We start from the raw sequence: 25,656 nt of genomic DNA, 5'->3' as shown, positions 1-25,656 counted from the left end.
GACATCCTAGGGGGATCTGTCAGGACATCAGTAACAGGGCAGGCTTGGATCTACCTGGCGTGACCAGGCATCGATCCCGCCGGTGAGGTTGATGACGCGAGTGAAGCCCTGTCGTTCCAGCAGCATGCCCGCCTGCCGGCTGCGAATGCCGTGATGACAGATCATCACCAGTTCCCTGTCCGGCGGGATGTCTTCCACCAGGGACCCAAGCCGGTCAAGGGGAACCAGCCGTGAGTCCTGAATGTGGACGATGTCGTATTCCCAGGGCTCGCGCACGTCGATGAGCAACGGGGCATTGTCCCCTGCCTGATCCAGGTAAGTCTTGAGCTGGGGGGCGGTGAAGTGTTGCATGCCTGGCCCGTGGGGAAAGTCGTTCAAAAGGGTACTCAGGGGGGCGATCGGGTCGTGTTGCCTGCACCCGGCCACCCGGCCCATCCTGACTAGAAGATGAAATGGGGTCTGGGCTCGAAGCCCGTCAGGGGCTTGAGGCTGGTCTCGAACAGGACGTGGCGGATGAATTCGTTTTCGCCCTGTCGCATCACCAGCATGGCTTCCATCGCCGGCGGCTCACCCACCACAACGAAGAGCCGGCCGCCGGGGCTGAGCTGACGTTCGAAGCAGTCACGGTATTGAGCCATGGAGGCGGTGACGGCGATGACGTCGTAATGATCCCTTTGCCCGGTCCAGCCCTCTGCGGCATTGCCGGTCTCCAGGTGGATGTTGGTGATGCCGGCCTTGTCCAGATGCCTTTCGGCGGCGCGGGTGAAGGTCTTGTGGAGGTCGATGCTGTCCACCTGGTTGCCCAGACGGGCCAGACAGGCGGTCAGGTAGCCGGAGCCGGTGCCGATCTCCAGAATGACGTCCCGCGGCTGGATGTCCAGGGCCTGCAGGAGACGCCCTTCCACGGTGGGCCGCATCATGGCTTCATCCTGTCCCAGCGGGATTTCCAAGTCCGCGTAGGCCAGTTTTTGGTGGGCCCGGGGCACGAACAGTTCCCGGGGGATGTTCTCCATCACATCCAGTACCCTGGGGTCCAGCACGTCCCAGGGACGGACCTGCTGTTCAACCATATTGAAGCGAGCTTGATCCAGGTTCATGGTGGTTATCTGCCGTCTTGTGATTGTTATGGGAGTCCCGAGTGCGCCGGGTCTCGTGCTTTATCCGACTCGTTGAGTATCCGCAAAGCTGGCGGCGAGCTGCCGTTGGATCGGCAGGCTGCAAGATTAAGCCCTCACTAATGGTCGGGCAAGTCCTTGATGCTCTTGTGCAATGCGCAATGATGCCGATGGTGATCGGTCCAATGCGGCGTTGGTTTTGTGGCATGCTGCGGTTTAATGATCCGCGGCGACACCCCGGGAGGGACATCATGTTTGAAGCTGCCGAACTGGGACGCACTCTGTCCAAGGAAGCCTACGGCGCAGCGGTGCCCGATCTGCGTGCGGAACTGCTGGAGGCCCAGCGCCGCCTCAGGGATACCGATACCGCCGTGATCGTGATCGTGGAGGGGGTGGATGGCGTGGGTCGGGGAGAGGTGGTTAACCGTCTTAATGCCTGGCTGGATACGCGCGGGGTGGAGACCCATGCCTTCTGGGAAGCCACCAGTGATCAGCAAGCGCGGCCCCGGTTGTGGCGCTACTGGCAGGCGATGCCGGCGCGGGGCGGTATCGGCATCTTCTTCGGTGCCTGGTATTCAGAGCCCATTCGTCGGCATATCCGGGATGAATGGGATGAGGCCCGGTTGCATGAATCCCTGAGCCGCATCCGTGATTTCGAAAGTATGCTCGTGGCGGATGGGGCGCTGATCGTCAAGTTCTGGTTTCACCTGCCCCGGGATGAGCAGAAAACCCGTCTGAAACAGCGTCTCAAGGACCCTGCCAGCCGCTGGTACCGGTTGCCCAAAGGCAAGGAGCAGGCCACTCAGTATCGTCGGCTGGTGGAAACCGGTGAGCGGGTGATACGGGAAACGGACAGCGGTCTGGCCCCCTGGTATCTCATCGAGGCCACGGATCGGCGCTATCGGGACCTGACGGTGGGCCGTACCCTGCTGGATGCGATCCGTGAGCGGCTGGAGCTTTCGTCATCACCGGCCCTGTCCGTGACCCCCTCCCATGCCCCCAGTCTGCCGCCGGAGGACAGCGCCCGGATCACGGTGCTGGATCATCTGGATCTGACCCGGACGCTGGAGAAAACGGCTTATAAGGAACGACTGTCCAGGGCCCAGGCCCGATTGCGGGATCTGACCTGGCGCGCCAAGGATCAGGGGGTGGCTACGGTACTGGTATTCGAAGGCTGGGATGCGGCTGGCAAGGGCGGGGCGATCCGGCGCCTGACCTCCGGTATTGATGCCCGGCTCTATCGGGTGGTGGCGGTGGCAGCCCCCACGGATGAGGAGCGCGCCCACCATTACCTGTGGCGTTTCTGGCGCCATGTGCCGCCGAAGGGACGGATGAAGGTATTCGATCGTTCCTGGTATGGGCGAGTGTTGGTGGAACGGGTGGAGGGGTTTGCCGCCGAGGATCGCTGGCGCCGTGCCTATCATGAGATCAATGATTTCGAGGAGCAGCTGACGGAGCACGGTATCGTGCTGGTGAAGTTCTGGTTGCACATCAGTGAGGAGGAGCAGCTGGCCCGTTTCAAGGAGCGGGAGGAGGTGGCCTACAAGCAGCATAAGATCACCGATGAGGACTGGCGCAATCGCCAGCAGTGGGAGGCCTACAAGGGGGCGGTCAACGAAATGGTGATTCGTACCAGTACGGAGTTTGCACCCTGGACCCTGGTGCCCGCCAATGACAAGCGCTACGGACGGGTGACGGTGCTGGAAACCGTGTGTCGACGGCTGGAAGCGGCGCTGCGACAACAGGAGTCCGAGTAGCTTCCGCTCCGGATCGAGGAAGATGCCGCCCTTGGTTGCAAACCGCCGCTGCCTGCTATAGCTTGGATCGCCACGAGGCTAGGGGTGCCCGCCGACAGGGTTCGGGCTGAGAAACACCCTTGGAACCTGAACCGGATCATACCGGCGGAGGGAAGCTTCGGATGAGCCTCTGCGCCTTCCGTCTCCCCCCGCCTTCACGCGAGGTAGACAGCAGCATGAGTGCCATCCCCCAGGATTTCGTCCGCAAGACCGCCCAGGTCTCCGAAGCGATCACCCGCCCCTTCCCCGGCTCCAGCAAGATCCACGTCACCGGTTCCCGCCCCGATATCCGGGTCCCCATGCGGGAAATTGCCCTGGCACCCACCCGAATGGGGGAGGGCAGTGAGGAGAACCCCTCCATCACCGTCTACGACACCTCCGGCCCCTATAGCGACCCCGCAGTGAAGATCAATCTACTGCAGGGCCTGCCCAGTGTGCGCGGACCCTGGATCGATGAGCGGGGGGATACCGAGGCACTGCCCGGCCCCAGTTCCCGTTATGGCCAGGCCCGCGCGGAAGACCCTGAACTGGCCCATCTGCGCTTTGAGCATATCCGTGCCCCCCGGCGTGCCCGCGCGGGTTACAACATCACCCAGATGCACTATGCCCGTCAGGGCATCGTCACCCCCGAGATGGAGTACGTGGCCATTCGGGAAAACTGTCGCCTGCAGGAGATGCGCGAGGACCCCCGTTACGCCGCGCTGCTGCGTCAGCACCCCGGTCAGCCCCTGGGGGCGAACATCCCGGATCTCATCACGCCGGAATTCGTCCGCGACGAAGTGGCCGCCGGGCGGGCGGTGATCCCCGCCAATATCAATCATCCGGAACTGGAGCCGATGATCATCGGGCGTAATTTCCGCGTGAAGATCAATACCAACATCGGCAACTCCTCCCTGACTTCCAGCATTGAGGAAGAGGTGGAAAAGCTGGTGTGGTCCTGCCGTTGGGGCGGCGACACGCTGATGGACCTGTCCACCGGCAAGCACATCCACGAGACCCGCGAATGGGTGCTGCGCAACAGCCCCGTACCCATCGGTACCGTACCCATCTACCAAGCCCTGGAGAAGGTGGACGGCAAGGCGGAGGCACTGACCTGGGAGCTGTTCCGGGATACCCTGATCGAGCAGGCGGAGCAGGGGGTGGATTACTTCACCATCCACGCCGGCGTATTGCTGCGTTATGTGCCCCTGACCGCCGGCCGGCTCACCGGCATCGTCTCCCGGGGTGGGTCCATCATGGCCAAGTGGTGTCTGGCCCATCATCAGGAGAACTTCCTCTACACCCATTTCCGGGAAATCTGCGAGATCATGCAGGCCTACGATGTGGCCTTCTCCCTGGGGGATGGCCTGCGCCCCGGCAGCCTGGCGGATGCCAACGACGCCGCCCAGTTCGCCGAACTGGAGACTCTGGGCGAGTTGACGAAAGTGGCCTGGGAACACGATGTGCAGGTGATGATCGAAGGCCCCGGCCACGTACCCCTGCATAAGGTCAAGGAAAATGTGGACAAGGAACTGACGGACTGTTTCGAGGCCCCCTTCTATACCCTGGGGCCGCTGGTGACGGACATCGCCCCCGCCTATGACCACATCACCTCCGGGATCGGTGCGGCTAACATCGGCTGGTACGGCACCGCCATGCTTTGCTATGTGACCCCCAAGGAGCACCTGGGGCTGCCCAACAAGGCGGATGTGCGCGACGGCATCATCACCTATCGCATTGCCGCGCATGCGGCGGATCTGGCCAAGGGCTTCCCCGGTGCCCAAGTGCGGGACAATGCCCTGTCCAAGGCCCGATTCGAGTTCCGCTGGGAGGACCAGTTCAACCTGTCGCTGGACCCGGAGCGTGCCCGGGACTTCCATGATGAGACCCTGCCCAAGGACGCCCACAAGGTGGCCCATTTCTGTTCCATGTGCGGCCCCCATTTCTGTTCCATGAAGATCACTCAGGATGTGCGTGAATACGCCGCCCGCCAGGGCGTATCGGCGGAAGAGGGCCTGGACAAGGGGATGCAGGAGAAGGCTCGGGAGTTCGTCAAGGGCGGCGCTCGGGTCTATCGGGAGGTCTGATTTTCCGGTGTCCGTCTAGCGAGGTGGCGGCCGGTATCGATAGGCCCTGGCCTTGATCCAGGGCGAAGACGGTCTGATGCCGGCTGCCCTGAGCATGTGTTCCAGGTCTTCTCCCACCCTGCCCAGCTCCTTGCGATAGGCAATGAGGCCATCCAGCAGGTCCGCGGCCAGGGAAGGGCGGGTCTGCAGGGGCGGGTCATCGTGGTCAGCCCGATCAATCTGCATGTGCGGTGCGCTCCCGATAGTGGGTGATGTGTCGGCCGCAAAACCTTCCTGGGTGAGTGACTTGCTGCCGGTATCCCGCCGTTCGGCGGGGATGTCCTCCTGCTTTGTGTGTAGTCCAATGGACGGCACCTTGCTAGTCTCGAGGCGGTGGCCGCTGCCGGGCGGCCTGTCCAGGCTGATCAGCACGCAGGTGTCAGTCCTGTCATGGATCAGATCATGATTCGCGATGGGCAGATGAGGTAGTCTTGGGTCAGACCGGTTGAGGGAATGGCAGCTGATGGTGGAACAGGCACGGCTTGAGCAGGAAAACCTCTGGCTGAGGGAGCGTCTTGCCACGCTCATCGAGGCGGCGAGGGACAACGAGCGCAAGCTGGACCGGATGACCGGGCTGGAAATGCGTCTGCTGGCCGCCGATGGCCTGATGGGAATCCTGTCCCTGTTGTTGGAGGAATTTCCCCGCGACTATGAGCTGGATCATGTGGGACTGGTACTCCATGACCCTGATGGGGTCATCAGCACGATACTGGACGCGGCCCTATGTCCTCGCGGGCTGTGGGCCTTGAAGCTGGCACCCTCTGCCGAGGATCTGAAAACACCGGCAGGACTCTATCTGGGAGACTATGCCGCCTGCCCCGAGGCCCTGCGCTTTGAGGGCTGCGGTGAGCTTGGCAGCGTGGCCCTGCTGCCGGTTCAGCGTGCGGGTCGATGCCTGGGGGTGCTGTCTCTGGGTAGCCGTTGCAGTGGCCGCTACGGGGAGGGGATGGATACTTACCTGCTCAGGCGTCTGGCGGCGGTGGTTGCCATCTGCATCGAGAATGCCCTGGCCGCCTGGCGGTTGCAGGAGTTGGGGGTGACCGATGCGCTCACCGGAGTGCGTAATCGTCGTTTCTTTGATCTGCGCCTGCAGGAGGAAATGACCCGGGTGGTACGGGAGCGCCAAAGCCTGGCGTGTCTGTTCGTGGATATTGACCACTTCAAGGCCGTGAACGATGGCTACGGTCACGGGGTCGGGGATCAGGTCATTTCGGCGGTGGCCCAGCGGCTGGGACGGCACCTGCGGGGCTCCGATCTGCTGGCGCGCTACGGTGGTGAGGAGTTCGTGATGCTCTTGCCGGGTCTGGATCGTCAGGAGGTGCGGGCCGTGGCCGAACGGGTCAGGCAGGTGGTGTGCGGCGGAGCCGTGGTGGTCGATGAGCATAGCCTGTCGGTGACGGTATCCATCGGGGTCGCACACTGGCCGACCCAACGCCTGGTCGGTCAGGATCCGTCCGTCGCGGCTCAGACGCTGCTGCGGGAGGCGGATGAGGCCCTGTTGCGTGCCAAGGGCGACGGACGCAACCGGGTGGTGATGGCAGGTCTACCGCCCCCGGACGCCATGTCACTGGAACTGCTGCCGCTGGGGCTATAGGGATAGGGGTAGGGTATGAGCAGCTTCTATTCCGGCTCACCGAACTTGTCATTGATCAGGCCTTCCAGGGCCTTCAGGGCGGCTTCGGCATCCTCGCCTTCCGCGATCAGGCGCACGGTGCTGCCCTTGCTGGCCGCCAGCATCATGACGCCCATGATGCTCTTGCCGTTCACGCGCCGAGTGCCCTTTTCCACCTCCAGACCGGCGTCGAAGCTGCTGGCCAGATTGACGAACTTGGCGGCGGCGCGGGCATGCATGCCTAGGCGGTTGATGATGATGAGTTCGCGGCTGGGCATTTAGCTGTGGGTCTCGCAGAGCAGGATGCCGTCATGGCCCCCGCTGATGGCCTTGTTGACCAGTTCATGCAGACGCAGGTTTGGATAGTTGAGTACCCGTACCAGCATGGGCAGGTTCACACCGGCAATGACCTGTACCTTCGGTTGTTGCAGCAGGCGGTTGGCGATGTTGCTGGGCGTGGAGCCGTACATGTCCGTCAGGACCAGGACGCCGTCACCCTGGTTCAGGCGCTGGTAAAGGTCCACTGCACGGTCCAGCAGGACGTCCGGGTCACCGGACTGGGAAACCGCCAGGCACCGAGTTTCCAGGGGAATGGTGCCCATCATGGATCGGGCTGTACTCAGCAGGTCCTCGCCAATTTGATTGTGAGTGATGATGAGAAGTCCGACGGACATGGGTGCATACCGGTTCTGGTTCAGGAAAGTTCCCGGTGACGGGTGCTCACACCGTCGCCTCTGATTTCACGAAAATGGCGGGAGAGTCTCTCGGTCAGGTAGACCGAGCGGTGACGTCCCCCGGTACAGCCGATGGAAACGGTCAGATAGCTGCGATTGTCGTTCTCGAATTGGGGTATCCAGGTGGTGAGGAAGTCGCGCAATGAGTCGAACATCGCTGCCACCATGGGTTCGTTCTCCAGGAAACGGATCACCGCCGGATCCTTGCCGGTAAAGGCCGATAAACCCGGCTGCCAGTGTGGATTAGGCAGACAGCGTACATCGAATACGAAATCCGAGTCTACCGGGGAGCCGTACTTGAAGCCGAAGGACTGGATCAGCAGCGACAGTCCCCGCAGGCCGGCCTGACGGACCCGCTCCCGAATGGACTGGCTGAGTTGGTGAACATTGGTGCGGGTGGTGTCGATGGCCAGATCAGCATGATCGGCGATGACACCCAGCAGATTCCGCTCCAGATTGATGGCCTCCATCAGGGGAATGCCACGGCGGGCCAGGGGGTGGCGGCGGCGTGTCTCGCTGAAGCGGCGGAGCAGGGTTTCGAGTTCCGCATACAGAAAGATGATCTGCAACTCCACACCCATGGCACGAATCTCGTTGACAATACGGCCGAACTGGTCGAGAGACTCGATGCCGCTGCGGGCATCGATGCCGACGGCCGCTTCACCGTAGCCGGCCTGAGGGGACTGACGGAGTTGGCTGACCACCGCCGGCAACAATTCCAGATGGAGGTTGTCGATGCAGTAGTAGCCGGCATCTTCCAGGGCGTGCAGGGCCACGGTCTTGCCTGATCCGGATAGCCCGCTGACAATGACGAGCTTCATGGGTCGATCTGCATCTGACGCCGCTGCCGTGCGGCCAGGTCGTCGGCGGCAAAATAGCCGCGCAGGCGCAGCAGGTGGTTGCGCACGGCCGCCTCCACCATCACCGCCAGGTTGCGGCCGGAGGCCACGGGCAGGGTGATGACCGGTACCTTCAGGCCCAGTACCTCCCGGTTGCACCGCCCCCCATGGAGGCGGTCGATATCTGCGAATGTGACATCGACCTGGTCTTTCAGATCGATGATCAGACGCAGGTATTTGCTGGTCTTGATGGCGCTGTCACCGTACATGGCACGAATGTTCAGGACGCCCAGTCCCCGGACCTCCAGAAAGTTTTCCAGCACCGGCGGGCAGGTACCTCGCAGGATGTCCGGGGCGATACGGGCAAATTCGGGGGCATCATCAGCAATCAGACGGTGTCCGCGGCTGATGAGTTCCAGCGCCAGTTCGCTTTTGCCGATGGCGCTTTCTCCCGTCAGCAGAACCCCGATGCCCAGTACTTCCATGAAGACACCGTGCAGGGTGACGGTCTCCGCCAATTTGTCGCTGAAGAAATAGCGCAGGATATTGATGATTTCGTGGCCGTGCAGGGTGGTGGCCAGCAGGGGCACCGACTGCTTGTCCGCCAGTGCGCACAGTTCCGGCTGAGCCGCCAGACCGTCGGTGACGATCAGGATGGCAGCGGTCCCGTTGACCAGCTGTTCCAGGATATCCCGCTGGGAGTTCTTGCGCAGGTTCCACAGGTAACGCATTTCATCCGGACCCAGTACCTGGATCTGGTTGGGATGGATGATGTTCAGGTGCCCGACCAGTGAAGTGCTGCCGTGGGGCGTGGCCTGGTGAGCGATACGTCGCTCGCTGCCTTGGTGACCGGCCACCCAGCGCAGGGCGAGGCGCTCTTCCATGGCCTCGACGACATGGCGGACGGTGAGGGTTTCGATGGTCACGGCTGTGCGGGGCTTTCGGTATCCCAGTGGTGTACCAATGCCAGCAGATCTTCCGGTCCCTGGGCGCTGCGCAGCCTTGCCAGAGTCTCCGGATCAGAGAACATGCGGGCCAGCAACGCGAGGATCTGCAGGTGTTCGTCGGTACATTCGGTCGGGACCACCAGGGCGAACAGGATGTCCACGGGTTCGCTGTCCGGGGCATCATAGTCTACCCCCTTTCCCAGTTTGAGCAGGGCGGCACAGGCTTCGTCAGCGCCGGCCAGACGGCCGTGGGGAATGGCGACGCCATGCCCCAGGCCGGTGCTGCCCAGGCGTTCCCGGGCCAGCAGACTGTCGAAGATCTCTCCCTGGGTCAGCCTGGGCAGGTGGCTCGAAAGCATTTCACCCAGCATCTCCAGAGCGCGTTTCTTGCTGCTGACGTCCGGCAGACAGCAGACGCGCTCCGGGGCGAGAAGATCACCGATGTTCATGGATGTCTCACCCGACGTGGTTGCGGTGGGAGCCTTCGGCGCGGTGGTGGTCCTTGAGCTTTTCCTTGTGCTTGACCACCTGGCGGTCCAGCTTGTCGACCAGGGCATCGATGGCGGCATACATGTCGGCTTGGGTGGCATCGGCAAAGATGGTGTTGCCGCTGACCAGCATGTTGGCTTCCGCCTTCTGCTGCAGTTTCTCCACGGTCAGGACCACATGCACGTCAATGACGTTGTCGAAGTGGCGCTCCAGGCGCTGGAACTTGTCATTGACATAGTCGCGCAGGGCGTCGGTCAGGTCCACGTGATGACCGGTGAGGTTGATCTGCATGAGGTAACTCCTTGGTTAGGATGTGAATGTGAGGCCTTGGGAACTCAGACGAGGCGCTTGCGTTCGTTGGATGGCGGGATTGCCATGGCCTCGCGATACTTGGCAACGGTGCGCCTCGCTACCTGGATGCCCCGATCCACCAGGATCTGGGCAATCTTGCTGTCACTCAGGGGCTTGCCCTGGGGCTCTTCGGCAATCAATTTGCGGATCATGGCACGGATGGCCGTGGCGGAGCACTCCCCCCCATCGGCCGTCCCCACATGACTGGAGAAGAAATACTTGAATTCGTAAATCCCTTTCGGGGTGTGCATGTACTTCTGGGTGGTGACACGGGAGATGGTGGATTCATGCATCTCCAACTGCTCGGCGATGTCCCGCAGCACCAGGGGTTTCATGGCCTCGTCGCCGTGTTCCAGAAAGGCGCGCTGATGCTCCACAATGGCGGTGCCTACCCGCAGCAAGGTTTCGTTGCGGCTTTGCAGGCTCTTGATGAACCAGCGGGCCTCTTGCAGGCTGTTGCGCAGGTAGACGTTATCCTGACTGGAATCGGCCCGCCGTACAAAGCTGGCATAAAGCGGGTTCACTCGCAACCGGGGGGCGACTTCCGGGTTCAGTTCCACCTGCCAGTATCCCTCGCGCTTGCGCACGAAGACGTCGGGAATGATGTATTCCGGTGAGCTGGAGCTGATCAGGGTGCCCGGGCGGGGATTCAGGCTCTGTATCAGGGCCATCACCGCCTGCAGTTCTCCGTCGGCCAGTCCCAGTCGGCGCTGTACGCCTTTGAAATCACGGGTACCCAGGGCTTCGAGATGATCGCGCACCAGGGTCCTGGCCTCGGCCAGCCAGGCGGTATCCGGCGAGAACTGCTCCAGCTGCAGCAGCAGGCATTCTGAGAGATCGCGCGCGCCCACGCCCACGGGGTCCAAGTGCTGGACCATGCGCAGTACGGCTTCCACCTCATCCAGCTCCAGTTCCAGTTCCTGGTCCTGAGCCAGTCCGGCATGGATCTGTTCGATGGGTTCTCCCAGGTAACCGTCATCGTTGATGGCGTCGATGAGGGTCATGGCAATGACCTGATCCCGCTCGCTCAGGGGGGACAGGTTGATCTGCCAGAGCAGGTGATCACGCAGGTCCTCACCGGGGGCACTCTGGTTCTCGAACAGGTCGCGACCGTCGCCGTCCCCCCCCTGGCCGCCGCCGGTTGCCGGCATGTCGTAGAGGTCTTCCCAGTTGCTGTCCACCGGCAGCTCTTCGGGAATGTTCTCCGAGGCATCGCCTGTGCCGCCCGGTTCCGCGGGCTCTTCGAATTCCCGGCCCCCCGCATCCTTGTCGGTGCTGTCCGGCCTGCTGTCCATCTCTTCCCGCTGGGCCGCCGCCTCGTCCACACCGGTATCCAGGTCGGCGTCGGCGCCTTCCAGGGCTTCCAGCATCGGGTTGGTCTCCAGCGTCTCCTGGATCTGGGCCTGTAGCTCCAATGTGGACAGCTGCAGCAGCCGGATGGCCTGCTGCAGCTGTGGTGTCATGGTAAGGCTCTGGCCGAGACGGAGCTGGACAGAAGGTTTCAGCATAGGATGTGGCGTACCACCGGAGTCGTCAGGCAGGCGTTGAGTGGTCCCGGCAGTGTCGACGGCTCTTTTCCGTCATGCGCGGGGTCTGTCATCCGGATTATACGGCTTGGCACGAAAAATGTGACCCAGTGTGGGGAAACCATGAGATGGCTCAAAAACTGTACTTTCATAGTCGGAAATGGTCGCCCAGATAGACCCGTCTGACCTGGGGGTCGGCCAGCACCACTTCCGGCGGCCCTTCGCTGATCAGATGCCCGTCGCTCAGGATATAGGCGCGGTTGCAGATGCCCAGGGTCTCGCGAACGTTGTGATCGGTGATCAGCACCCCGATCTTGCGCGATACCAGATGGGTGATGATGCGCTGGATCTCGATCACGGAAATGGGGTCCACTCCGGCAAAGGGCTCATCCAGCAGGATGAAGGCCGGCTCCGTGGCCAGGGCGCGGGCAATCTCCACCCGGCGCCGCTCGCCACCCGAGAGACTGATGCCCAGGCTCTCGCGGATGTGCATGATCTGAAACTCTTCCAGCAGGGATTCCATGTGTTCATGGCGCTGGGCGCGGTTGAGGTCGCGGCGTGTTTCCAGTACGGCAAGGAGATTGTCTTCCACCGACAGCTTGCGAAACACCGAGGCCTCCTGGGGCAGATAGCCGATCCCCAGTTGCGCCCGGGCATGCATGGGTAGGGGGGTGATGTCCTTGTCGTCCAACTCGATGCGGCCGCCGTCGCAGGGGATGAGGCCGACGATCATGTAAAAGCAGGTGGTCTTGCCGGCCCCGTTGGGACCCAGCAGGCCGACGACTTCGCCGCTGTTCACCTGCAGAGAAACGCCGTCCACCGGTTTGCGGGCACGGTACTGTTTGACCAGGTCGCGGGTCTGCAGGCGGCTCATCGTGCGCCCTCGGCCGGGGCGGGAGCCTGATCCCTGGGAGTGAAAATCGCTTCGACGCGCCCGGTATCCCCGGTACGGGCTTCCAGGGTGGCCGTGCGCAGGTCATAGATGATGCGGCTGCCCCGGAACTCGTCCGCGCCCTGCCGGACGCGGGCACTGCCGCTCAGTTCCATGCGTTGCTCGGTGGGAAAGAACTCCATACGTGCGGCCTCGGCACGGACTTCCCGCCCCTGCGGGTCCTGGGTGCGTAGAGTTGCCGGTCGGCCTTCCGAGGTCATGCGCTCCAGGACCCGGCCCGGCGTATGGACCGTGACTGTATCACCGGTGATTTCCGTGGCGCCCTGGGTAATGCGTACACCGCCGCGGTAGGTGCTGATGCCTCGGTTGTCGTCCAGGGTGGCCGAGTCCGCCTCGATCCGGATGGGCAATGTCCGGTCCACCTGTGCCTGGAGCGGTCCGGCCAGCAGCAGGATGGCCAGTGCCGGGATCATGAGCCGCCCAGGGAGGCATTGAAAAACTCCCTCGCCGTCGCTCCCGCGAGGGCGGGAGCCCATGCTTTTCACTCCGTGACTGGATGCCCGCTTGCGCGGGAATGACGACCTGAGGAAGGCCGGCCGCATTCTGCTGGACCTTGATTCCCGCGGGTGCGGAAATGGCTGACTTGGAGCAACCCTAGTGGGGAACATAGACACCCCGTGCGTCACGTTTGAGTTCCAGAATTTCATGCCGAAGGTCCAGGAACAGACCTAGACCCTCGGCCTCCTGATAGGTGGTCCGCAGGTGTGCCGGGGCGTCGGTGACGGCCTGACGGGGGCCCGGCCAGAGGGTGGTGTCCCTGGTGGTGATGGTGATCGGACCTCGCTCGCCCTCGGCGGCGCGGTGGATGTGTACCTCGCCCAGCAATTTGACTTCATCGCCGGCGGGGGAGATCCAGCCCTGCTCGGAGCGCAGGGTCCAGGTGGCGCCGGGGCTGTACCGCAGGATCAGTACCGGGGTTTCCAGCCAGCGGGACCCGTCCGCCTGACGCTGTTCCATACGCTGACCGCGAAGCTGGTAACGGGGTTCACCAAGGGGATCCATATGGATGGCCGCGTATTGTTCCAGAAAGAAATCGGTCCCTTCGGTGGCCGCCTCTTCCAGCACCCGTCGGCGTTCATCGGCGTCCCGTGCCAGCCAGAAGCCGATGGCCGCAGCCAGGCTCAGCAGCGCGATCAAGAACAGGGAGGGCAGCTTCATCCCAGGTAGGTGGTCAGGGCGGCCTGCAGGGTGCCCTGGGCCTCCATGATGAATTCACAGGCCTCCCGGGCGGCGCCTCGCCCCCCCGGTTGCCGGGTCACATAGTGGGCGTGCTCCCTGACCAGGGCATGGGCATCGGCCACCGCAATGGCCAGGGCCACCCGGCGCATCACCGGCAGGTCCACCACATCATCGCCCACATAGGCGGTTTCCTCGGCGCTGACGCCGGCATCTGTCAGCAGGCCGTCCAGGGCCTCCAGCTTGTCGCGCCGGCCCTGGACCACGAGCCGGATTCCCAGATCCTGCATCCGGTGCTCCACGACCCCTGAACGCCGGCCCGTGAGGATGCCCACCTGAACGCCGCTGTCCGCCAGCATGCGCATGCCCTGCCCATCCTTGCTGTTGAAGGCCTTGTACTGGCGCCCGTCATCGTCCAGGAACAGACTGCCGTCGGTGAGCACGCCATCCACGTCGAAGATGACGAAGCGCACCCGTCGTGCGCGTTCAGTGAGAGTATCGGTCATGGGCTAAGATACCATGGGTCGGGTGGGGGTCAGACCACGCCGGCGCGCAGCAGGTCATGCATGTTGAGCGCTCCCACCAGTCGCTGGGCCTCGTCCAGCACCGGCAGGGCGCTGATCTTGTGGTCTTCCATGATCTTCAGGACTTCGGCTGCCAGCATGGTGGGAGAGGCGGTCTTGAATTGGCGGGTCATCACTTCGCCGATGGAGGTGGCATGCACATCCACGCCCCGGTCGAGGGTGCGGCGCAGGTCGCCGTCGGTGAAGACGCCGATCAGCCGTCGCTGTTCGTCCACCACGGCGGTCATGCCCAGCCCCTGGCGGCTGATCTCCAGCAGGGCATCACCCAGGGGCGCATCGGCCCGCACCATGGGGATACGGTCGCCGGTATGCATAATGTCCGCCACATGCAGAAGCAGCCGGCGCCCCAGGCGTCCGCCCGGGTGCGAGCGGGCGAAATCGTCGGCGGTGAAGCCCCTGGCTTCCAGCAAGGCCACGGCCAGCGCGTCGCCCATGGCCAGGGCGGCGGTGGTGCTGGCCGTGGGGGCCAGACCCAGGGGGCAGGCTTCCTTGGATACGCTCACGTCCAGGTTGACGGTGGCTTCCCGCGCCAGGGTGGAGCGGGGGTTGCCGGTGAGGGCAATCATGGGTACACCCAGGCGGCGGATCAGTGGCAGGATGGTGAGCAGTTCGTTGGTCTCGCCGGAGTTGGACAGGGCAATGACCGTGTCGCCCGACGTGATCATGCCCAGGTCCCCGTGGCTGGCTTCGCCCGGGTGGACAAAAAACGCGGGTGTCCCGGTGCTGGCCAGGGTGGCGGCGATCTTGTTGCCGATATGCCCGGACTTGCCCATGCCCGTGACCACCACGCGGCCGGTGCAGGCCAGCAGGTGTTCGCAGGCACGGATGAAGCGGGCGTCAATGCGGGCCATCAGGCCGCGGATGCCCTCGGCCTCGGTGTCCAGTACCGCCAGGGCGAGTTCGCGGGTCTTTTCCGGATTGAGTTTCATGATGCTGTAATGCTACCAATGCTTCAGGTGGGTTGAACAAGATTATTTTTGGCTTCCCGGCTGCTTCACCCCTCACCCCAACCCCTCTCCCGCAAGGGGGGAGGGGCTTGGTCCTGTCTCCCTTCTCCCCTTGTGGGAGAAGGGCCGGAGATGAGGGGGATGCCCGCTACCGTCACTCTGCCGGAATCTTCACGCCGCTCCCCCGGCCGGACTCAGGCTCAGATACACCCAGGTCATGTAGCCGATGAAGAGTGCCAGTAGCAGTCCGCCCTCCATCCGGTTGATGCGCCTTGGACGCCCCCTGAAACTGAAGGCCATGACGATGATCAGCAGGGTCAGTCCCAGCATGACCGGGAAATCCCGCCACAGGGCATCCGCCGGTACGCCGGCGGGACGGATCAGGCCGGGAATGGCCAGCACACCCAGCAGGTTGAACAGGTTCGAGCCCAGGATGTTGCCCAGTACCAGGTCTGGCTCATTGCGTCGGGCACTCACCAAGGCCGCCGCCAGTTCCGGCAGGCTGGTGCCGATGGCGACGATGGTCAGTCCGATCACCAGGTCGCTCACCCCCAGGGCGGTGGCGATGTTCACCGCCCCCCAGACCAGGGCCCGGGCGCTGATCAGCAGCAGCACCAGGCCGAGCACCAGCCAGACCACGGCCTTGCCGGTGGGCACCGCCCGGGGGATTTCCGCCTCGAACTCGCCCTGGATGGGATCGGGGCCATTGTTGCGTCCCTTGAGGCCGTCCCGCACCATCCAGGCCATGACCAGGATCAGGCCGCCCAGCAGGATGAGTCCATCCATCCTGCCCAGGGTGCCGTTGAGCACCAGCAGATAGGCCAGTACGCTGACCCCCAGGACCAGGGGCATCTCCTTGCGCAGGGTGCCGGAGGTGATGGCCAGGGGGGCGATCAGGGCCGTCATGCCCAGGATCAGGCCGATGTTGGCGATGTTGGACCCCACTGCATTGCCGATGGCCAGTCCGGGATTGCCCTGCCAGGCGGCGATGCCGGAGACCAGCAGTTCCGGCGCTGAGGTGCCGAAGCCCACGATGGTCAGACCGATGATCATGGTGGGGATGCCCAGGTTGCGCGCCAGGGCGGCGGCACCGAAGATGAACCGGTCGGCACTCCAGACCAGAACGACCAGACCCAGCAAAATGGCGACAATGGAAATGAGCATAAAGGTTTCGGAGACGGGGCTGTGGGGGCGGGAGGGATCATGATTGACCGGGCGGGCTCTACCCTGAGCTTCGGGGTTCGTGACTGGGAGCACCCGGCCTGGCTTGAGCGATTCTACCCGGATGATCTGCCGGCGTCCTGGCGTTTGCCCTACTACGCCAATGAATTTCCCGTCGTGCTGGTGCCCAGGCAGCGCCGCCTGGCCGCCGGTGAGGCCGGCATGTGCGTCTGGCGGGACGAGGTGTCCCCCGGTTTCCGATTCTATCTGGAGCTGACATCGGACGATGACAGGTCGGTGCCGACGGCGGCCGAGGCGGCCCTGGGCGATCATCTGGCCGGTTATGTCGTTGTGGACGGGATGGCCCATCCTCCCGCCGGTACGGGTCGGCCCTGGTTTGCCGCCCGCGCCGGACCCGGCCCGGCACGGCTCTGGACCGGTGCCGATGCGGTGGGTCCTTGCGGCGGGGTAGGTCTGTTGCGTCTGGAGGCGGGTGCACCGGATCTACGTGTTCTGCGGGGGCAGCTGGAGCACTTCATCCGCTGCAATCATGCCGGATCAGGCGTCCTGTTCATGGATGCCGGACCCGGCGCCGTGGATCAGGCCATGACCATTGCCGCGCTCCTGGGCGTGGCTTGACACGGCCCGGAAGGGCCGGGCACATTCAACGCTCCCGACCATCTACCGTTTCCACCCAGACCAAGGACCCGGACCATCGACGCCTCTCCCGACAAGACCCCCTGGATCGAGATCCGTGATCTGCATTTTGCCCGTGGTGATCGCAAGATCTTTGACGGCCTGAACATCACCATCCCTCAGGGGCGGGTGACGGCCATCATGGGACCCAGTGGCACCGGCAAGACCACGTTGCTGCGGCTGATCGGTGGTCAGTTGCGTCCCGATCATGGTCAGGTGCTGGTGGAAGGCCAGGACGTGCACCGCCTGTCGCGGCGGGAACTGTATCGTCTGCGCCGGCGCATGGGCATGCTGTTTCAGAGTGGGGCACTGCTCACGGATCTCAATGTCTTTGACAATGTGGCCTTTCCCATCCGCGAGAACACCCGCTTGCCGGAACCCCTGGTACGCAACCTGGTGCTCATGAAGCTGGAAGCGGTGGGGCTGAGAGGGGCGGTCTCCCTCATGCCCAGCGAGCTCTCCGGCGGCATGGCCCGACGGGTGGCCCTGGCCCGGGCCATTGCCCTGGACCCCATGCTGATGATGTACGACGAACCCTTTACCGGGCTTGATCCCATCACCATGGGGGTGATCGTATCCCTCATCCGACGCCTCAACGATGCCCTTGAGATGACCAGTATCGTGGTGTCCCACGATGTGGCCGAGGCCGGTTCCATTGCCGACTGGGTCTACCTCATTTCCGAGGGACGGGTGATGGACGCCGGCCCACCGCAGCAGCTGCGCCGGGAAGCCTCGGACTGGTCCCGTCAGTTTCTGGAGGGCTTGCCGGATGGCCCGGTGCCCTTTCATTATCCGGCGCCGGATTACCTGGATGACCTCATGGGGGGCGATACACGGTGATGGGACCTTTCCAACGTCTGGGACACGCGGCGCTGGGGGTGCTGGAACGCCTGGGGCGGGGTCACCTGTTCCTGTTTCGTACCCTGCTGGCCATGGGGACGCTGGTGCGACGCCCCGGCCTGCTGGTGCGGGAACTCTATTCGGTGGGGGTCCTCTCCTTGCTGATCATCGCCGTATCCGGCCTGTTCGTGGGCATGGTGCTGGGTTATCAGGGGTATATCACCCTGGTGGACTTCGGTGCCGCCGAGGCCTTGGGGACGGTCGTCGCCCTGTCCCTGGTGCGAGAACTGGGGCCGGTGGTGACCGCGCTGCTGTTTGCCGGTCGGGCCGGCTCGGCCCTGACGGCGGAGATCGGCCTGATGAAGGCGACGGAACAGCTCTCCAGCATGGAGATGATGGCGGTAGACCCCTACAAGCGGGTCATTGCGCCGCGCTTTCTGGCCGGTGTGATTTCCCTGCCGCTGCTGGCGGCGATCTTCAGTGCCGTCGGGGTGGCCGGGGGGTATTTCATCGGCGTGGGTGTGCTGGGGGTGGACGCCGGCGCCTACTGGTCACAGATGCAGGCCAGCGTGGATTTCCGTGAAGACGTCATGAGCGGCGTGATCAAGAGCCTGGTCTTTGGCGTGGTGGCCGCCTGGATCGCCGTGTTTGAGGGTTATGATGCCACGCCCACCTCGGAAGGGGTGAGCCGGGCCACCACCCGCACCGTGGTGCACACGGCACTGGCCATTTTGGCCCTGGACTTCATTCTGACCGGACTCATGTTCGGTGATATCTGATAACGGGACGGCAAGATGACGACGCGCAGGATCGAGATCACCGTGGGCATCTTCGTGGCCCTGGGCCTGGCGGCCCTGTTCATGCTGGCGATCCAGGTGAGTAACCTGGGTGAGTACCGGGGCAGCGACGGCTATGAAGTGCATGCCTATTTCAACAATATCGGCGGCCTGAAGGTGCGGGCCCCGGTGACCATGGCCGGCGTACGGGTCGGGCGGGTGAGTGCCATCACTTATGATGCCGAGCGCTACCAGGCCCGGGTCAGCTTCACCGTCTCGGCCCGTTATGACCAGTTGCCCACCGATACCCAGGCCAGCATCTATACCGCCGGTCTGCTGGGTGAACAGTACATCGCCTTGGAGCCGGGTGGTGAGGACGAGGTCCTGCGGGCCGGCGACGTGATCCTGTTCACCCAGTCGGCCCTGGTGCTGGAGGAACTGATCGGCCGGATGCTGGTCAACCTTACCGGAAACTGATGCGGAGTCCCCTTGCGATGAAGTCTTTTGTGCATCTGACCTTCACGGCCTGCCTGGTCCTGGTCCTCAGCCTGGTGCCGGCCGCGGCCACCACCCAGGACCCGGTGAAACTGGTGGAGCAGACCTCTGCCCAGGTCTTGAACAAATTGCGGAAAGACCCGGAGCGAACCCGTAATGATCCCGACTTTCTCTATGGTCTGGTGGACGACATCATCCTGCCGATCCTGGACTTCCAGGGCATGTCCCGCCTGATCCTGGCCCGCCACTGGCGTACCGCCACCCCCGAACAGCGGGAACGCTTCGTAGATGCCTTCCAGAATACGCTCATGCGCACCTATACCCTGCAGATGGCCGAACACATGGACAAGGACATCCGGGTTCTGCCTCACCGCAGTCGCCAGGATGAACGCATGGCCTCGGTGGCTACCGAGATCGTCATGGGGCAGGGGCGTTCCAACATTCCCGTCATCTACAGCCTGCGGCCTGTGGATGGGGAGTGGAAGGTGTTCGATCTGACGGTGGAAGGCTTGAGTTTCGTGACCAATTTCCGCACCAACTTCGGTGCCGAGGTGGAGCGTCACGGACTGGATGCCTTGATCGAGCGTCTGGAGGCCGGCGATGAATCCCTCATCGAGGAGGCCGTCCAGATCGAGGCGGGGCCGGGGCGGTGAACGAGGCAGGCCTGGAAAAGACCGCGGCCGGTGTTCGGGTGACGGGCGAGCTGACCCAGGCCACCGTGCCGGGGCTGTGGCAGGCGTCCCAAGACCTGTTTCAGGCCGAGACCGGGCCTTGCCGGGTGGACCTGTCAGGGGTGACGCGCAGTGACAGCGCCGGCGTGGCCCTGCTCATTGCCTGGATGAAGCGCTGTGGTGGTGCCCATGGGGGGTTGACCTTTACCGGCATGCCCGAGCGCATGAAGGCCCTGGTCGGGGTCAGTGACCTGGAGGACGTGCTGCGGTGTGAGGTCTGATTTCCGGTACTCCCCCCCGGACCCGCTTTTCCGCTATCATCCTTCACCCTATGGATAAACTGATCATCTGTGGTGGCCGCCCGCTGGAGGGTGATGTACGCATCTCCGGCGCCAAAAATGCGGTCCTTCCCATCCTGGCGGCCACATTGCTGGCCGACGGCCCCATGACCATCGGTAACGTGCCGCATCTGCAGGACGTGACCACCACCATGGAGCTGCTCGGGCGCATGGGCGTGTCCCTGACGGTGGACGAGCGCATGCGCATCGAGGTCAACCCCAATACCTTGAACCAGTGCGTGGCACCCTATGAGCTGGTGCGTACCATGCGCGCCTCCATCCTGGTGCTGGGTCCCTTGCTGGCCCGCTACGGCGAGGCGGAGGTGTCGCTGCCCGGTGGCTGCGCCATCGGCTCTCGCCCGGTGAACATCCATCTGGAGGGTCTGGCCGCCATGGGTGCGGATATCCGGGTGGAAGGGGGGTACATCCGCGCCAAGGCGCGGCGCCTCAAGGGTGCCCGCCTGGTACTGGATACGGTGACCGTGACCGGTACCGAGAACCTGCTCATGGCCGCGACCCTGGCGGATGGTGTCACCGTCATCGAAAATGCCGCCCGGGAGCCGGAAGTGGTGGATCTGGCCAACTGTCTCAAGGCCATGGGGGCCAGGATCTCCGGCGCCGGGACCGACACCATCACCGTGGAGGGTGTGCCCAGTCTGCACGGCTGTGAATACACCGTACTGGCCGACCGTATCGAGACCGGTACCTTCCTGGTGGCCGGGGCCATCACCGGTGGCCGGGTGCGCACCCGGGATACCGCGCCCAAGACCCTGGACGCCGTGCTCGTCAAACTGGAAGAGGCGGGAGCCCACATCAATGTGGGCGACGACTGGATCGAGCTGGACATGCGGGGACGTCGTCCTCGCGCGGTGAGTCTGAGGACTGCGCCGTACCCCGCGTTTCCCACCGACATGCAGGCCCAGTTCGTGGCCCTGAACACCGTGGCGGAAGGCACTGCCACCGTCACCGAGACGGTGTTCGAGAACCGCTTCATGCATGCCCTGGAGATGCAGCGCATGGGCGCTGATATCCGCATCGAGGGCAATACGGCCATTATCCGCGGTGTCCCGCATCTGAAGGCGGCACCGGTGATGGCCACCGACCTGCGTGCGTCGGCCAGTCTGATCCTGGCCGGTCTGGTCAGTGACGGTGAGACCCTGGTGGATCGCATCTATCACATTGACCGCGGCTATGAATGCATCGAGGAAAAGCTCTCCCAACTCGGTGCCGTCATTCGCCGTGTGCCCGGATAAGTCGCATGCCTGAACAGACACTGACCATCGCCCTGTCCAAGGGGCGGATCTACAAGGATACCCTGCCGCTGCTGGCGGAAGCCGGGATCGAACCGAAGGATGACCCGGAGACCAGTCGTAAGCTGATCCTGGATACCAACCGTGATGACGTGAAGTTGGTGGTGATCCGTGCTACCGACGTCCCGACCTATGTGCAATACGGTGCCGCCGACGTGGGTGTATCCGGCAAGGACGTGTTGATGGAGCACGGCGGGGACGGGCTTTACGAGCCTCTGGACCTGAATATCGCCCGTTGTCGCCTGATGGTGGCGGGGCGTCCGGAAGCGGGCACCCGGGGCGGACGCCTGCGGGTCGCCACCAAGTTCGTCAACATCACCCGTCGCTATTATGCCGAGCAGGGCAAACAGGTGGAGATCATCAAGCTCTACGGCTCCATGGAACTGGCGCCGCTGGTGGGGCTGTCCGACTGTATCGTGGATCTGGTGGATACCGGCAATACACTGAAGGCCAACGGCTTGGTCCCCCTGGAGCACATCGCCGATATCAGCTCCCGTCTGGTCGTGAACAAGGCCGCCATGAAGATGAAGTCCGCCCGCGTCAAACGCCTGATCAAGGATCTTGACGCCGCCGTGGCGCGTCGCGTCTAGACGGGTTGGTATGGCCCATTCGCCGGTCGGCTTCCACGGTGAGCCGCTATTACTCTGATCGTTTTCTGAGAGGACTATGAAACTCGATGTCATACCAGACCGATGATCTGAGAATCCTGGGTATCCAGGAAGTCTCCTCCCCGGAACAGCTCCACCGGGAATATCCCGTCAGCGATGAAGCCGCCCGGACGGTCTATCAGTCCCGTAACGCTATTCACCGGATACTTGCGGGGGAGGATGATCGTCTGCTGGTGATCGCCGGCCCCTGTTCCATCCATGACGTCGAGGCGGCCAGGGACTACGCGGATCGTCTGCAGGTACTGCGGAATGAACTGGCTTCCGACCTGGAAGTGGTGATGCGGGTCTATTTCGAAAAGCCACGGACCATCGTCGGCTGGAAGGGGCTCATCAATGACCCCAACCTGGACAACAGCTTTGAGATCAACAAGGGCCTGCGCCTGGCCCGCAGCCTGTTGCTGGATCTGGCCCGGCGCGGCGTGCCGGCCGCGACTGAATATCTGGACCTGATCAGTCCTCAGTATGTGGCGGACCTGGTGGCCTGGGGCGCCATCGGCGCCCGTACCACCGAAAGCCAGGTGCATCGGGAACTGGCCTCCGGGCTGTCCTGCCCGGTGGGTTTCAAGAACAGCACCGATGGCAGTCTGCAGGTGGCCATTGATGCCATCCGTTCCAGTTCGAAACCTCACCATTTCCTGTCCGTGACCAAGGCCGGGCGCTCCGCCATCTTCTCCACCGCGGGCAATGAGGACTGCCATATCATCCTGCGGGGCGGCAAGACCCCCAATTATGAGCCCAAGAGCCTGGATGAAGCCGCCGAAGCCCTGCAGGATGCCGGTCTGACACCCCAGCTCATGATTGACTGCAGCCATGCCAACAGCCGCAAGGACCCAGCCCGTCAGGTGGAGGTGGCCCGCTCGGTAGCGGCACAGATACACGGCGGCGATCGCCGTATCATCGGGGTGATGCTGGAAAGCCATCTGGTCGCCGGCCGTCAGGACATGGTGGCAGGCAAGCCCTCGGTCTACGGCCAGAGCATCACCGATGCCTGTATGAACTGGGATGATACGGCCCCCCTGCTGCGAGAACTGGCTGCAGCGGTCAAGGCCCGTCGCGGGCGCTGAAGGCCCGGGCCGCAACCCTCTTCGCCCCGTCCCTTCTCCCCATGGGGGAGGAGGGCGCGCTACACTGTTCAACTTAATCCGTTTCGAGGCGTCCCCATGCCGAAGATCAATCGCCTGGACTCCCGACAAGCCGATTTCCGCGTACGACTGGATCAGCTGCTGGCCTGGGAGAGTGTGTCCGACGAGGCCGTGTTCACGACCGTGCGCGATATCCTGGCCGATGTGCGACACCGGGGGGATGCGGCGGTGCTGGAATACACGGCCCGGTTCGACCGTCTGGAAAAGGCCGCGCTGACCGAGCTGGAAATCCATCGTGACCGGCTCGACGCCGCCCTGGTCCGGATCGCTCCGGAGCATCGCGAGGCCCTGGAGCGGGCCGCGGAGCGGGTGCGATGCTATGCGGAACACCAGAAGCTGTCCGACTGGCAGTACACCGAGTCCGACGGCACCGTGCTGGGTCAGCAGGTCAACCCCCTGGACCGGGTCGGTCTCTATGTGCCCGGCGGCAAGGCGGCCTATCCCTCCTCGGTGATCATGAACGCGGTCCCCGCCAAGGTGGCCGGTGTGCCCGAGGTGATCATGGTGGTGCCCACCCCGGACGGCCAGGTGAATGACCTGGTGCTGGCGGCGGCGGCCGTGGCCGGGGTGGACCGGGTATTCGCCATCGGCGGGGCACAGGCGGTGGCGGCACTGGCCTACGGGACCGAGACCATCCCTCAGGTGGACAAGATCGTGGGTCCCGGGAACATCTATGTGGCCACCGCCAAGCGCATGGTCTTCGGTGCGGTGGGGATCGACATGGTGGCTGGTCCTTCCGAGATCCTGGTGGTCTGCGACGGCAGGACCGATCCTGACTGGATCGCTGCCGACCTGTTCTCCCAGGCTGAACATGACGAGGACGCTCAGGCCATTCTGGTCAGTCCCGACGGGGATTTCCTGGAGGCCGTATCCGACGCCATGGATGCGCTGCTTGAGCGCATGCCCCGGGCCGAGATCATCCGCGCCTCACTGGCTGCCCGGGGAGCCCTGATCCGGGTGAAGGATCTGGACGAGGCCGTGGATGTGGCCAATCACGTGGCCCCGGAGCACCTGGAGCTGTCCGTGGCCGAACCCGAGGCCATGGCCCGCCGCATTCGCCATGCCGGCGCCATCTTCCTGGGGCGCCACACGGCGGAGGCCGTGGGCGACTACTGCGCCGGCCCCAACCACGTACTGCCCACCTCCCGCACGGCGCGCTTTTCCTCACCCCTGGGTGTCTATGACTTCCAGAAACGCTCCAGCCTGATTCACTGCTCTCCCGCCGGGGCCTCCGATCTGGGTCGGACCGCCTCCGTGCTGGCCCGGGGTGAGGGGCTGATTGCCCATGCCTGCTCGGCGGAATACCGTATCGATCCCAACGATTGTGATCGCTGAGCCTGTCCCCATTGCCTGTGTCCACGATACGATGCCCCAAAAAGATTCCCATGCCGTGAACCCGCCTCGCCCGGAACACCTGATCCGGACCGAGATCCGTGAACTGTCTGCCTACCCCGTGCCTTCGGCCCAGGGATTGGTCAAGCTGGATGCCATGGAAAACCCCTATGAGTGGCCACAGTCCCTGCGCGATGCCTGGGCCGACACCCTGAGCCGGCTCCCGGTCAACCGCTATCCGGACCCGAGGGGCACGGAACTGGTGGCCCGCCTGCGGACGGTGATGGGGGTGCCCGACGAGGCGGCCCTGTTGCTGGGCAACGGCTCCGACGAGCTGATCCAGATCCTGCTCATGGCCGTGGCCGGCCCCGGGCGGGTGGTGATGGCGCCGGAGCCCGGGTTCGTCATGTACCGGATGGTGGCTCGCTGGCTCGGGCTGGAGTTTGTCGGCGTCCCCCTGAAGCCGGACTTCTCGCTGGATATGCCGGCCATGCTGGCCGCCCTGGAGCGGCACCGGCCCGCCGTGACATTTCTAGCCTGGCCCAACAATCCCACCGGGAATCTCTGGCCGCGGGCCGAGATGGAGCCGTTGATCCAGGCAGCGCCCGGGCTGGTGGTGGTGGACGAGGCCTACGGCCCCTTTGCCCGGGACAGCTTCCTGCCGGACGTGGGCACCGATGGGCGTGTGCTGGTGATGCGTACCGTCTCCAAGCTGGGGCTGGCGGGCCTGCGACTGGGCTATCTGTGCGGGATGCCCGAGTGGATCGGGCAGCTGGACAAGGTCCGCCTGCCCTACAACATCAACGTTCTCACCCAGGCGGCAGCGGAATTTGCGCTGGAGCATCATGGGGTGCTGGATGAACAGGCGGCCTGGATTCGCCGGGACCGTGAGGTGCTGTTCGAAGCCCTGGCGAAGCTGCCGGGTGTGGAGCCGTTCCCCAGTGAGGCGAATTTCATCCTGTTCCGGGCTCCGTCCGGTCGGGGGCGGGAGATCTTCGAGGGGATTCGTGCGGGCGGCGTGCTGATCAAGGATCTGTCGGGGCAGGGGGGGCTA

General features: G+C 63.9%; 30 protein-coding genes and 1 riboswitch. Of the genes, 14 read left to right on the top strand and 16 right to left on the bottom strand.

Going from position 1 to position 25,656, the window contains the following annotated elements:
• Nucleotides 1-27 precede the first annotated feature (27 nt).
• On the bottom strand, nt 28-351 hold the full coding sequence (locus LQ952_RS07665; protein WP_238622072.1) for a rhodanese-like domain-containing protein: 324 nt from the start codon (nt 349-351) through the stop codon (nt 28-30).
• Between the two features lie 89 nt (nt 352-440).
• Entirely contained in the window at nt 441-1,097 is a 657-nt protein-coding gene (locus tag LQ952_RS07660; RefSeq protein ID WP_238622071.1) for a protein-L-isoaspartate O-methyltransferase family protein, read from the bottom strand.
• A gap of 269 nt (nt 1,098-1,366) precedes the next feature.
• On the opposite strand from LQ952_RS07660, the gene pap reads away from it, so the two are divergent.
• Both pap and thiC read left to right on the top strand, forming a co-directional pair.
• Nucleotides 1,367-2,872, top strand: coding sequence for a polyphosphate:AMP phosphotransferase (gene pap / locus LQ952_RS07655; protein WP_238622070.1), 1,506 nt, complete (start codon nt 1,367-1,369; stop codon nt 2,870-2,872).
• A gap of 70 nt (nt 2,873-2,942) precedes the next feature.
• A riboswitch (TPP riboswitch) is annotated at nt 2,943-3,042 on the top strand.
• A 45-nt stretch (nt 3,043-3,087) separates the two neighbouring features.
• Nucleotides 3,088-4,977, top strand: a complete 1,890-nt coding sequence (thiC, locus tag LQ952_RS07650; protein ID WP_238622069.1) for a phosphomethylpyrimidine synthase ThiC — start codon at nt 3,088-3,090, stop codon at nt 4,975-4,977.
• Between the two features lie 15 nt (nt 4,978-4,992).
• Here thiC and LQ952_RS07645 read toward each other — a convergent pair whose 3' ends face one another.
• The gene (locus LQ952_RS07645) at nt 4,993-5,388 is read right to left on the bottom strand and encodes a hypothetical protein (protein ID WP_238622068.1); all 396 of its coding nucleotides are present in this window, start codon (nt 5,386-5,388) and stop codon (nt 4,993-4,995) included.
• Between the two features lie 91 nt (nt 5,389-5,479).
• Here LQ952_RS07645 and LQ952_RS07640 point away from each other — a divergent pair, with 91 nt between their 5' ends.
• Nucleotides 5,480-6,610: a GGDEF domain-containing protein gene (locus LQ952_RS07640; RefSeq protein ID WP_238622067.1), complete on the top strand. Its 1,131-nt coding sequence runs from the start codon at nt 5,480-5,482 to the stop codon at nt 6,608-6,610.
• A 26-nt stretch (nt 6,611-6,636) separates the two neighbouring features.
• Here LQ952_RS07640 and LQ952_RS07635 read toward each other — a convergent pair whose 3' ends face one another.
• The 13 genes from LQ952_RS07635 to LQ952_RS07575 all read right to left on the bottom strand — a co-directional run bounded on the left by LQ952_RS07635 (nt 6,637) and on the right by LQ952_RS07575 (nt 16,337).
• Nucleotides 6,637-6,906 (bottom strand): HPr family phosphocarrier protein, encoded by a 270-nt coding sequence (locus tag LQ952_RS07635; RefSeq protein WP_238622066.1) that lies wholly within the window; start codon nt 6,904-6,906, stop codon nt 6,637-6,639.
• Nucleotides 6,907-7,302: a PTS sugar transporter subunit IIA gene (locus LQ952_RS07630; RefSeq protein WP_238622065.1), complete on the bottom strand. Its 396-nt coding sequence runs from the start codon at nt 7,300-7,302 to the stop codon at nt 6,907-6,909.
• Nucleotides 7,303-7,322: 20 nt separating this feature from the next.
• Nucleotides 7,323-8,183 (bottom strand): RNase adapter RapZ, encoded by an 861-nt coding sequence (gene rapZ / locus LQ952_RS07625; protein ID WP_238622064.1) that lies wholly within the window; start codon nt 8,181-8,183, stop codon nt 7,323-7,325.
• Complete coding sequence (gene hprK, locus LQ952_RS07620; RefSeq protein ID WP_238622063.1) at nt 8,180-9,127, bottom strand: HPr(Ser) kinase/phosphatase; 948 nt, start codon at nt 9,125-9,127, stop codon at nt 8,180-8,182. The genes rapZ and hprK overlap by 4 nt, the downstream gene beginning before the upstream one ends.
• A complete protein-coding gene (locus tag LQ952_RS07615) occupies nt 9,124-9,597 on the bottom strand; it encodes a PTS sugar transporter subunit IIA (RefSeq protein WP_238622062.1) in 474 nt (157 codons plus the stop codon). Before LQ952_RS07615 ends, hprK begins: the two co-directional genes overlap by 4 nt.
• A gap of 7 nt (nt 9,598-9,604) precedes the next feature.
• The gene (gene hpf / locus LQ952_RS07610) at nt 9,605-9,928 is read right to left on the bottom strand and encodes a ribosome hibernation-promoting factor, HPF/YfiA family (protein ID WP_238622061.1); all 324 of its coding nucleotides are present in this window, start codon (nt 9,926-9,928) and stop codon (nt 9,605-9,607) included.
• Between the two features lie 44 nt (nt 9,929-9,972).
• Complete coding sequence (locus tag LQ952_RS07605; protein WP_238622060.1) at nt 9,973-11,496, bottom strand: RNA polymerase factor sigma-54; 1,524 nt, start codon at nt 11,494-11,496, stop codon at nt 9,973-9,975.
• Between the two features lie 166 nt (nt 11,497-11,662).
• Nucleotides 11,663-12,388, bottom strand: coding sequence for an LPS export ABC transporter ATP-binding protein (gene lptB, locus LQ952_RS07600; protein ID WP_238622059.1), 726 nt, complete (start codon nt 12,386-12,388; stop codon nt 11,663-11,665).
• Nucleotides 12,385-12,879, bottom strand: a complete 495-nt coding sequence (gene lptA / locus LQ952_RS07595; RefSeq protein WP_238622058.1) for a lipopolysaccharide transport periplasmic protein LptA — start codon at nt 12,877-12,879, stop codon at nt 12,385-12,387. Before lptA ends, lptB begins: the two co-directional genes overlap by 4 nt.
• Nucleotides 12,880-13,060: 181 nt before the next feature.
• Nucleotides 13,061-13,624 carry an LPS export ABC transporter periplasmic protein LptC gene (lptC, locus tag LQ952_RS07590; RefSeq protein ID WP_238622057.1) on the bottom strand — a complete coding sequence of 188 codons (564 nt, stop codon included), beginning with the start codon at nt 13,622-13,624 and terminating at the stop codon, nt 13,061-13,063.
• The gene (locus tag LQ952_RS07585) at nt 13,621-14,148 is read right to left on the bottom strand and encodes a KdsC family phosphatase (protein ID WP_238622056.1); all 528 of its coding nucleotides are present in this window, start codon (nt 14,146-14,148) and stop codon (nt 13,621-13,623) included. The genes lptC and LQ952_RS07585 overlap by 4 nt, the downstream gene beginning before the upstream one ends.
• 29 nt (nt 14,149-14,177) lie before the next feature.
• The gene (locus tag LQ952_RS07580) at nt 14,178-15,155 is read right to left on the bottom strand and encodes a KpsF/GutQ family sugar-phosphate isomerase (protein ID WP_238622055.1); all 978 of its coding nucleotides are present in this window, start codon (nt 15,153-15,155) and stop codon (nt 14,178-14,180) included.
• A gap of 189 nt (nt 15,156-15,344) precedes the next feature.
• Nucleotides 15,345-16,337 carry a calcium/sodium antiporter gene (locus LQ952_RS07575; protein WP_238622054.1) on the bottom strand — a complete coding sequence of 331 codons (993 nt, stop codon included), beginning with the start codon at nt 16,335-16,337 and terminating at the stop codon, nt 15,345-15,347.
• 39 nt (nt 16,338-16,376) lie between these two features.
• Between LQ952_RS07575 and LQ952_RS07570 the strand changes: the two genes are divergently transcribed.
• The 11 genes from LQ952_RS07570 to hisC all read left to right on the top strand — a co-directional run.
• On the top strand, nt 16,377-16,973 hold the full coding sequence (locus LQ952_RS07570) for a DUF72 domain-containing protein (RefSeq protein WP_238622053.1): 597 nt from the start codon (nt 16,377-16,379) through the stop codon (nt 16,971-16,973).
• Between the two features lie 105 nt (nt 16,974-17,078).
• Nucleotides 17,079-17,870: an ATP-binding cassette domain-containing protein gene (locus LQ952_RS07565; protein ID WP_238622082.1), complete on the top strand. Its 792-nt coding sequence runs from the start codon at nt 17,079-17,081 to the stop codon at nt 17,868-17,870.
• Entirely contained in the window at nt 17,870-18,649 is a 780-nt protein-coding gene (mlaE, locus tag LQ952_RS07560; protein WP_238622052.1) for a lipid asymmetry maintenance ABC transporter permease subunit MlaE, read from the top strand. Before LQ952_RS07565 ends, mlaE begins: the two co-directional genes overlap by 1 nt.
• 15 nt (nt 18,650-18,664) lie before the next feature.
• Complete coding sequence (mlaD, locus tag LQ952_RS07555; protein ID WP_238622051.1) at nt 18,665-19,123, top strand: outer membrane lipid asymmetry maintenance protein MlaD; 459 nt, start codon at nt 18,665-18,667, stop codon at nt 19,121-19,123.
• A 17-nt stretch (nt 19,124-19,140) separates the two neighbouring features.
• A complete protein-coding gene (locus LQ952_RS07550) occupies nt 19,141-19,794 on the top strand; it encodes an MlaC/ttg2D family ABC transporter substrate-binding protein (RefSeq protein WP_238622050.1) in 654 nt (217 codons plus the stop codon).
• Nucleotides 19,791-20,093: an STAS domain-containing protein gene (locus LQ952_RS07545; protein ID WP_238622049.1), complete on the top strand. Its 303-nt coding sequence runs from the start codon at nt 19,791-19,793 to the stop codon at nt 20,091-20,093. The genes LQ952_RS07550 and LQ952_RS07545 overlap by 4 nt, the downstream gene beginning before the upstream one ends.
• 50 nt (nt 20,094-20,143) lie before the next feature.
• Entirely contained in the window at nt 20,144-21,403 is a 1,260-nt protein-coding gene (murA, locus tag LQ952_RS07540; protein ID WP_238622048.1) for a UDP-N-acetylglucosamine 1-carboxyvinyltransferase, read from the top strand.
• A 5-nt stretch (nt 21,404-21,408) separates the two neighbouring features.
• Complete coding sequence (gene hisG / locus LQ952_RS07535; RefSeq protein ID WP_238622047.1) at nt 21,409-22,050, top strand: ATP phosphoribosyltransferase; 642 nt, start codon at nt 21,409-21,411, stop codon at nt 22,048-22,050.
• An 86-nt stretch (nt 22,051-22,136) separates the two neighbouring features.
• Nucleotides 22,137-23,192: a 3-deoxy-7-phosphoheptulonate synthase gene (locus LQ952_RS07530; RefSeq protein WP_238622046.1), complete on the top strand. Its 1,056-nt coding sequence runs from the start codon at nt 22,137-22,139 to the stop codon at nt 23,190-23,192.
• Between the two features lie 96 nt (nt 23,193-23,288).
• Nucleotides 23,289-24,605: a histidinol dehydrogenase gene (hisD, locus tag LQ952_RS07525; protein WP_238622045.1), complete on the top strand. Its 1,317-nt coding sequence runs from the start codon at nt 23,289-23,291 to the stop codon at nt 24,603-24,605.
• Nucleotides 24,606-24,660: 55 nt separating this feature from the next.
• Nucleotides 24,661-25,656 (top strand): histidinol-phosphate transaminase (gene hisC / locus LQ952_RS07520; RefSeq protein WP_347402061.1); only part of this gene is annotated, 996 nt, incomplete at its 3' end.

Source organism: Ectothiorhodospira lacustris (assembly GCF_022227785.1).
Classification (GTDB): Bacteria; Pseudomonadota; Gammaproteobacteria; order Ectothiorhodospirales; family Ectothiorhodospiraceae; genus Ectothiorhodospira; species Ectothiorhodospira lacustris.
This window is presented reverse-complemented; position numbering and strand designations above follow the sequence as displayed.

Bases quoted from the DNA above. Each gene is read 5' to 3' on its own strand.
- LQ952_RS07665 (WP_238622072.1), bottom strand. From the start codon at position 351: ATGCAACACTTCACCGCCCCCCAGCTCAAGACTTACCTGGATCAGGCA.
- LQ952_RS07660 (WP_238622071.1), bottom strand. From the start codon at position 1,097: ATGAACCTGGATCAAGCTCGCTTCAATATGGTTGAACAGCAGGTCCGT.
- pap (WP_238622070.1), top strand. From the start codon at position 1,367: ATGTTTGAAGCTGCCGAACTGGGACGCACTCTGTCCAAGGAAGCCTAC.
- thiC (WP_238622069.1), top strand. From the start codon at position 3,088: ATGAGTGCCATCCCCCAGGATTTCGTCCGCAAGACCGCCCAGGTCTCC.
- LQ952_RS07640 (WP_238622067.1), top strand. From the start codon at position 5,480: ATGGTGGAACAGGCACGGCTTGAGCAGGAAAACCTCTGGCTGAGGGAG.
- LQ952_RS07635 (WP_238622066.1), bottom strand. From the start codon at position 6,906: ATGCCCAGCCGCGAACTCATCATCATCAACCGCCTAGGCATGCATGCC.
- LQ952_RS07630 (WP_238622065.1), bottom strand. From the start codon at position 7,302: ATGTCCGTCGGACTTCTCATCATCACTCACAATCAAATTGGCGAGGAC.
- rapZ (WP_238622064.1), bottom strand. From the start codon at position 8,183: ATGAAGCTCGTCATTGTCAGCGGGCTATCCGGATCAGGCAAGACCGTG.
- LQ952_RS07615 (WP_238622062.1), bottom strand. From the start codon at position 9,597: ATGAACATCGGTGATCTTCTCGCCCCGGAGCGCGTCTGCTGTCTGCCG.
- hpf (WP_238622061.1), bottom strand. From the start codon at position 9,928: ATGCAGATCAACCTCACCGGTCATCACGTGGACCTGACCGACGCCCTG.
- LQ952_RS07605 (WP_238622060.1), bottom strand. From the start codon at position 11,496: ATGCTGAAACCTTCTGTCCAGCTCCGTCTCGGCCAGAGCCTTACCATG.
- lptB (WP_238622059.1), bottom strand. From the start codon at position 12,388: ATGAGCCGCCTGCAGACCCGCGACCTGGTCAAACAGTACCGTGCCCGC.
- lptA (WP_238622058.1), bottom strand. From the start codon at position 12,879: ATGATCCCGGCACTGGCCATCCTGCTGCTGGCCGGACCGCTCCAGGCA.
- lptC (WP_238622057.1), bottom strand. From the start codon at position 13,624: ATGAAGCTGCCCTCCCTGTTCTTGATCGCGCTGCTGAGCCTGGCTGCG.
- LQ952_RS07585 (WP_238622056.1), bottom strand. From the start codon at position 14,148: ATGACCGATACTCTCACTGAACGCGCACGACGGGTGCGCTTCGTCATC.
- LQ952_RS07580 (WP_238622055.1), bottom strand. From the start codon at position 15,155: ATGAAACTCAATCCGGAAAAGACCCGCGAACTCGCCCTGGCGGTACTG.
- LQ952_RS07575 (WP_238622054.1), bottom strand. From the start codon at position 16,337: ATGCTCATTTCCATTGTCGCCATTTTGCTGGGTCTGGTCGTTCTGGTC.
- LQ952_RS07570 (WP_238622053.1), top strand. From the start codon at position 16,377: ATGATTGACCGGGCGGGCTCTACCCTGAGCTTCGGGGTTCGTGACTGG.
- mlaE (WP_238622052.1), top strand. From the start codon at position 17,870: ATGGGACCTTTCCAACGTCTGGGACACGCGGCGCTGGGGGTGCTGGAA.
- mlaD (WP_238622051.1), top strand. From the start codon at position 18,665: ATGACGACGCGCAGGATCGAGATCACCGTGGGCATCTTCGTGGCCCTG.
- LQ952_RS07550 (WP_238622050.1), top strand. From the start codon at position 19,141: ATGAAGTCTTTTGTGCATCTGACCTTCACGGCCTGCCTGGTCCTGGTC.
- murA (WP_238622048.1), top strand. From the start codon at position 20,144: ATGGATAAACTGATCATCTGTGGTGGCCGCCCGCTGGAGGGTGATGTA.
- hisG (WP_238622047.1), top strand. From the start codon at position 21,409: ATGCCTGAACAGACACTGACCATCGCCCTGTCCAAGGGGCGGATCTAC.
- LQ952_RS07530 (WP_238622046.1), top strand. From the start codon at position 22,137: ATGTCATACCAGACCGATGATCTGAGAATCCTGGGTATCCAGGAAGTC.
- hisD (WP_238622045.1), top strand. From the start codon at position 23,289: ATGCCGAAGATCAATCGCCTGGACTCCCGACAAGCCGATTTCCGCGTA.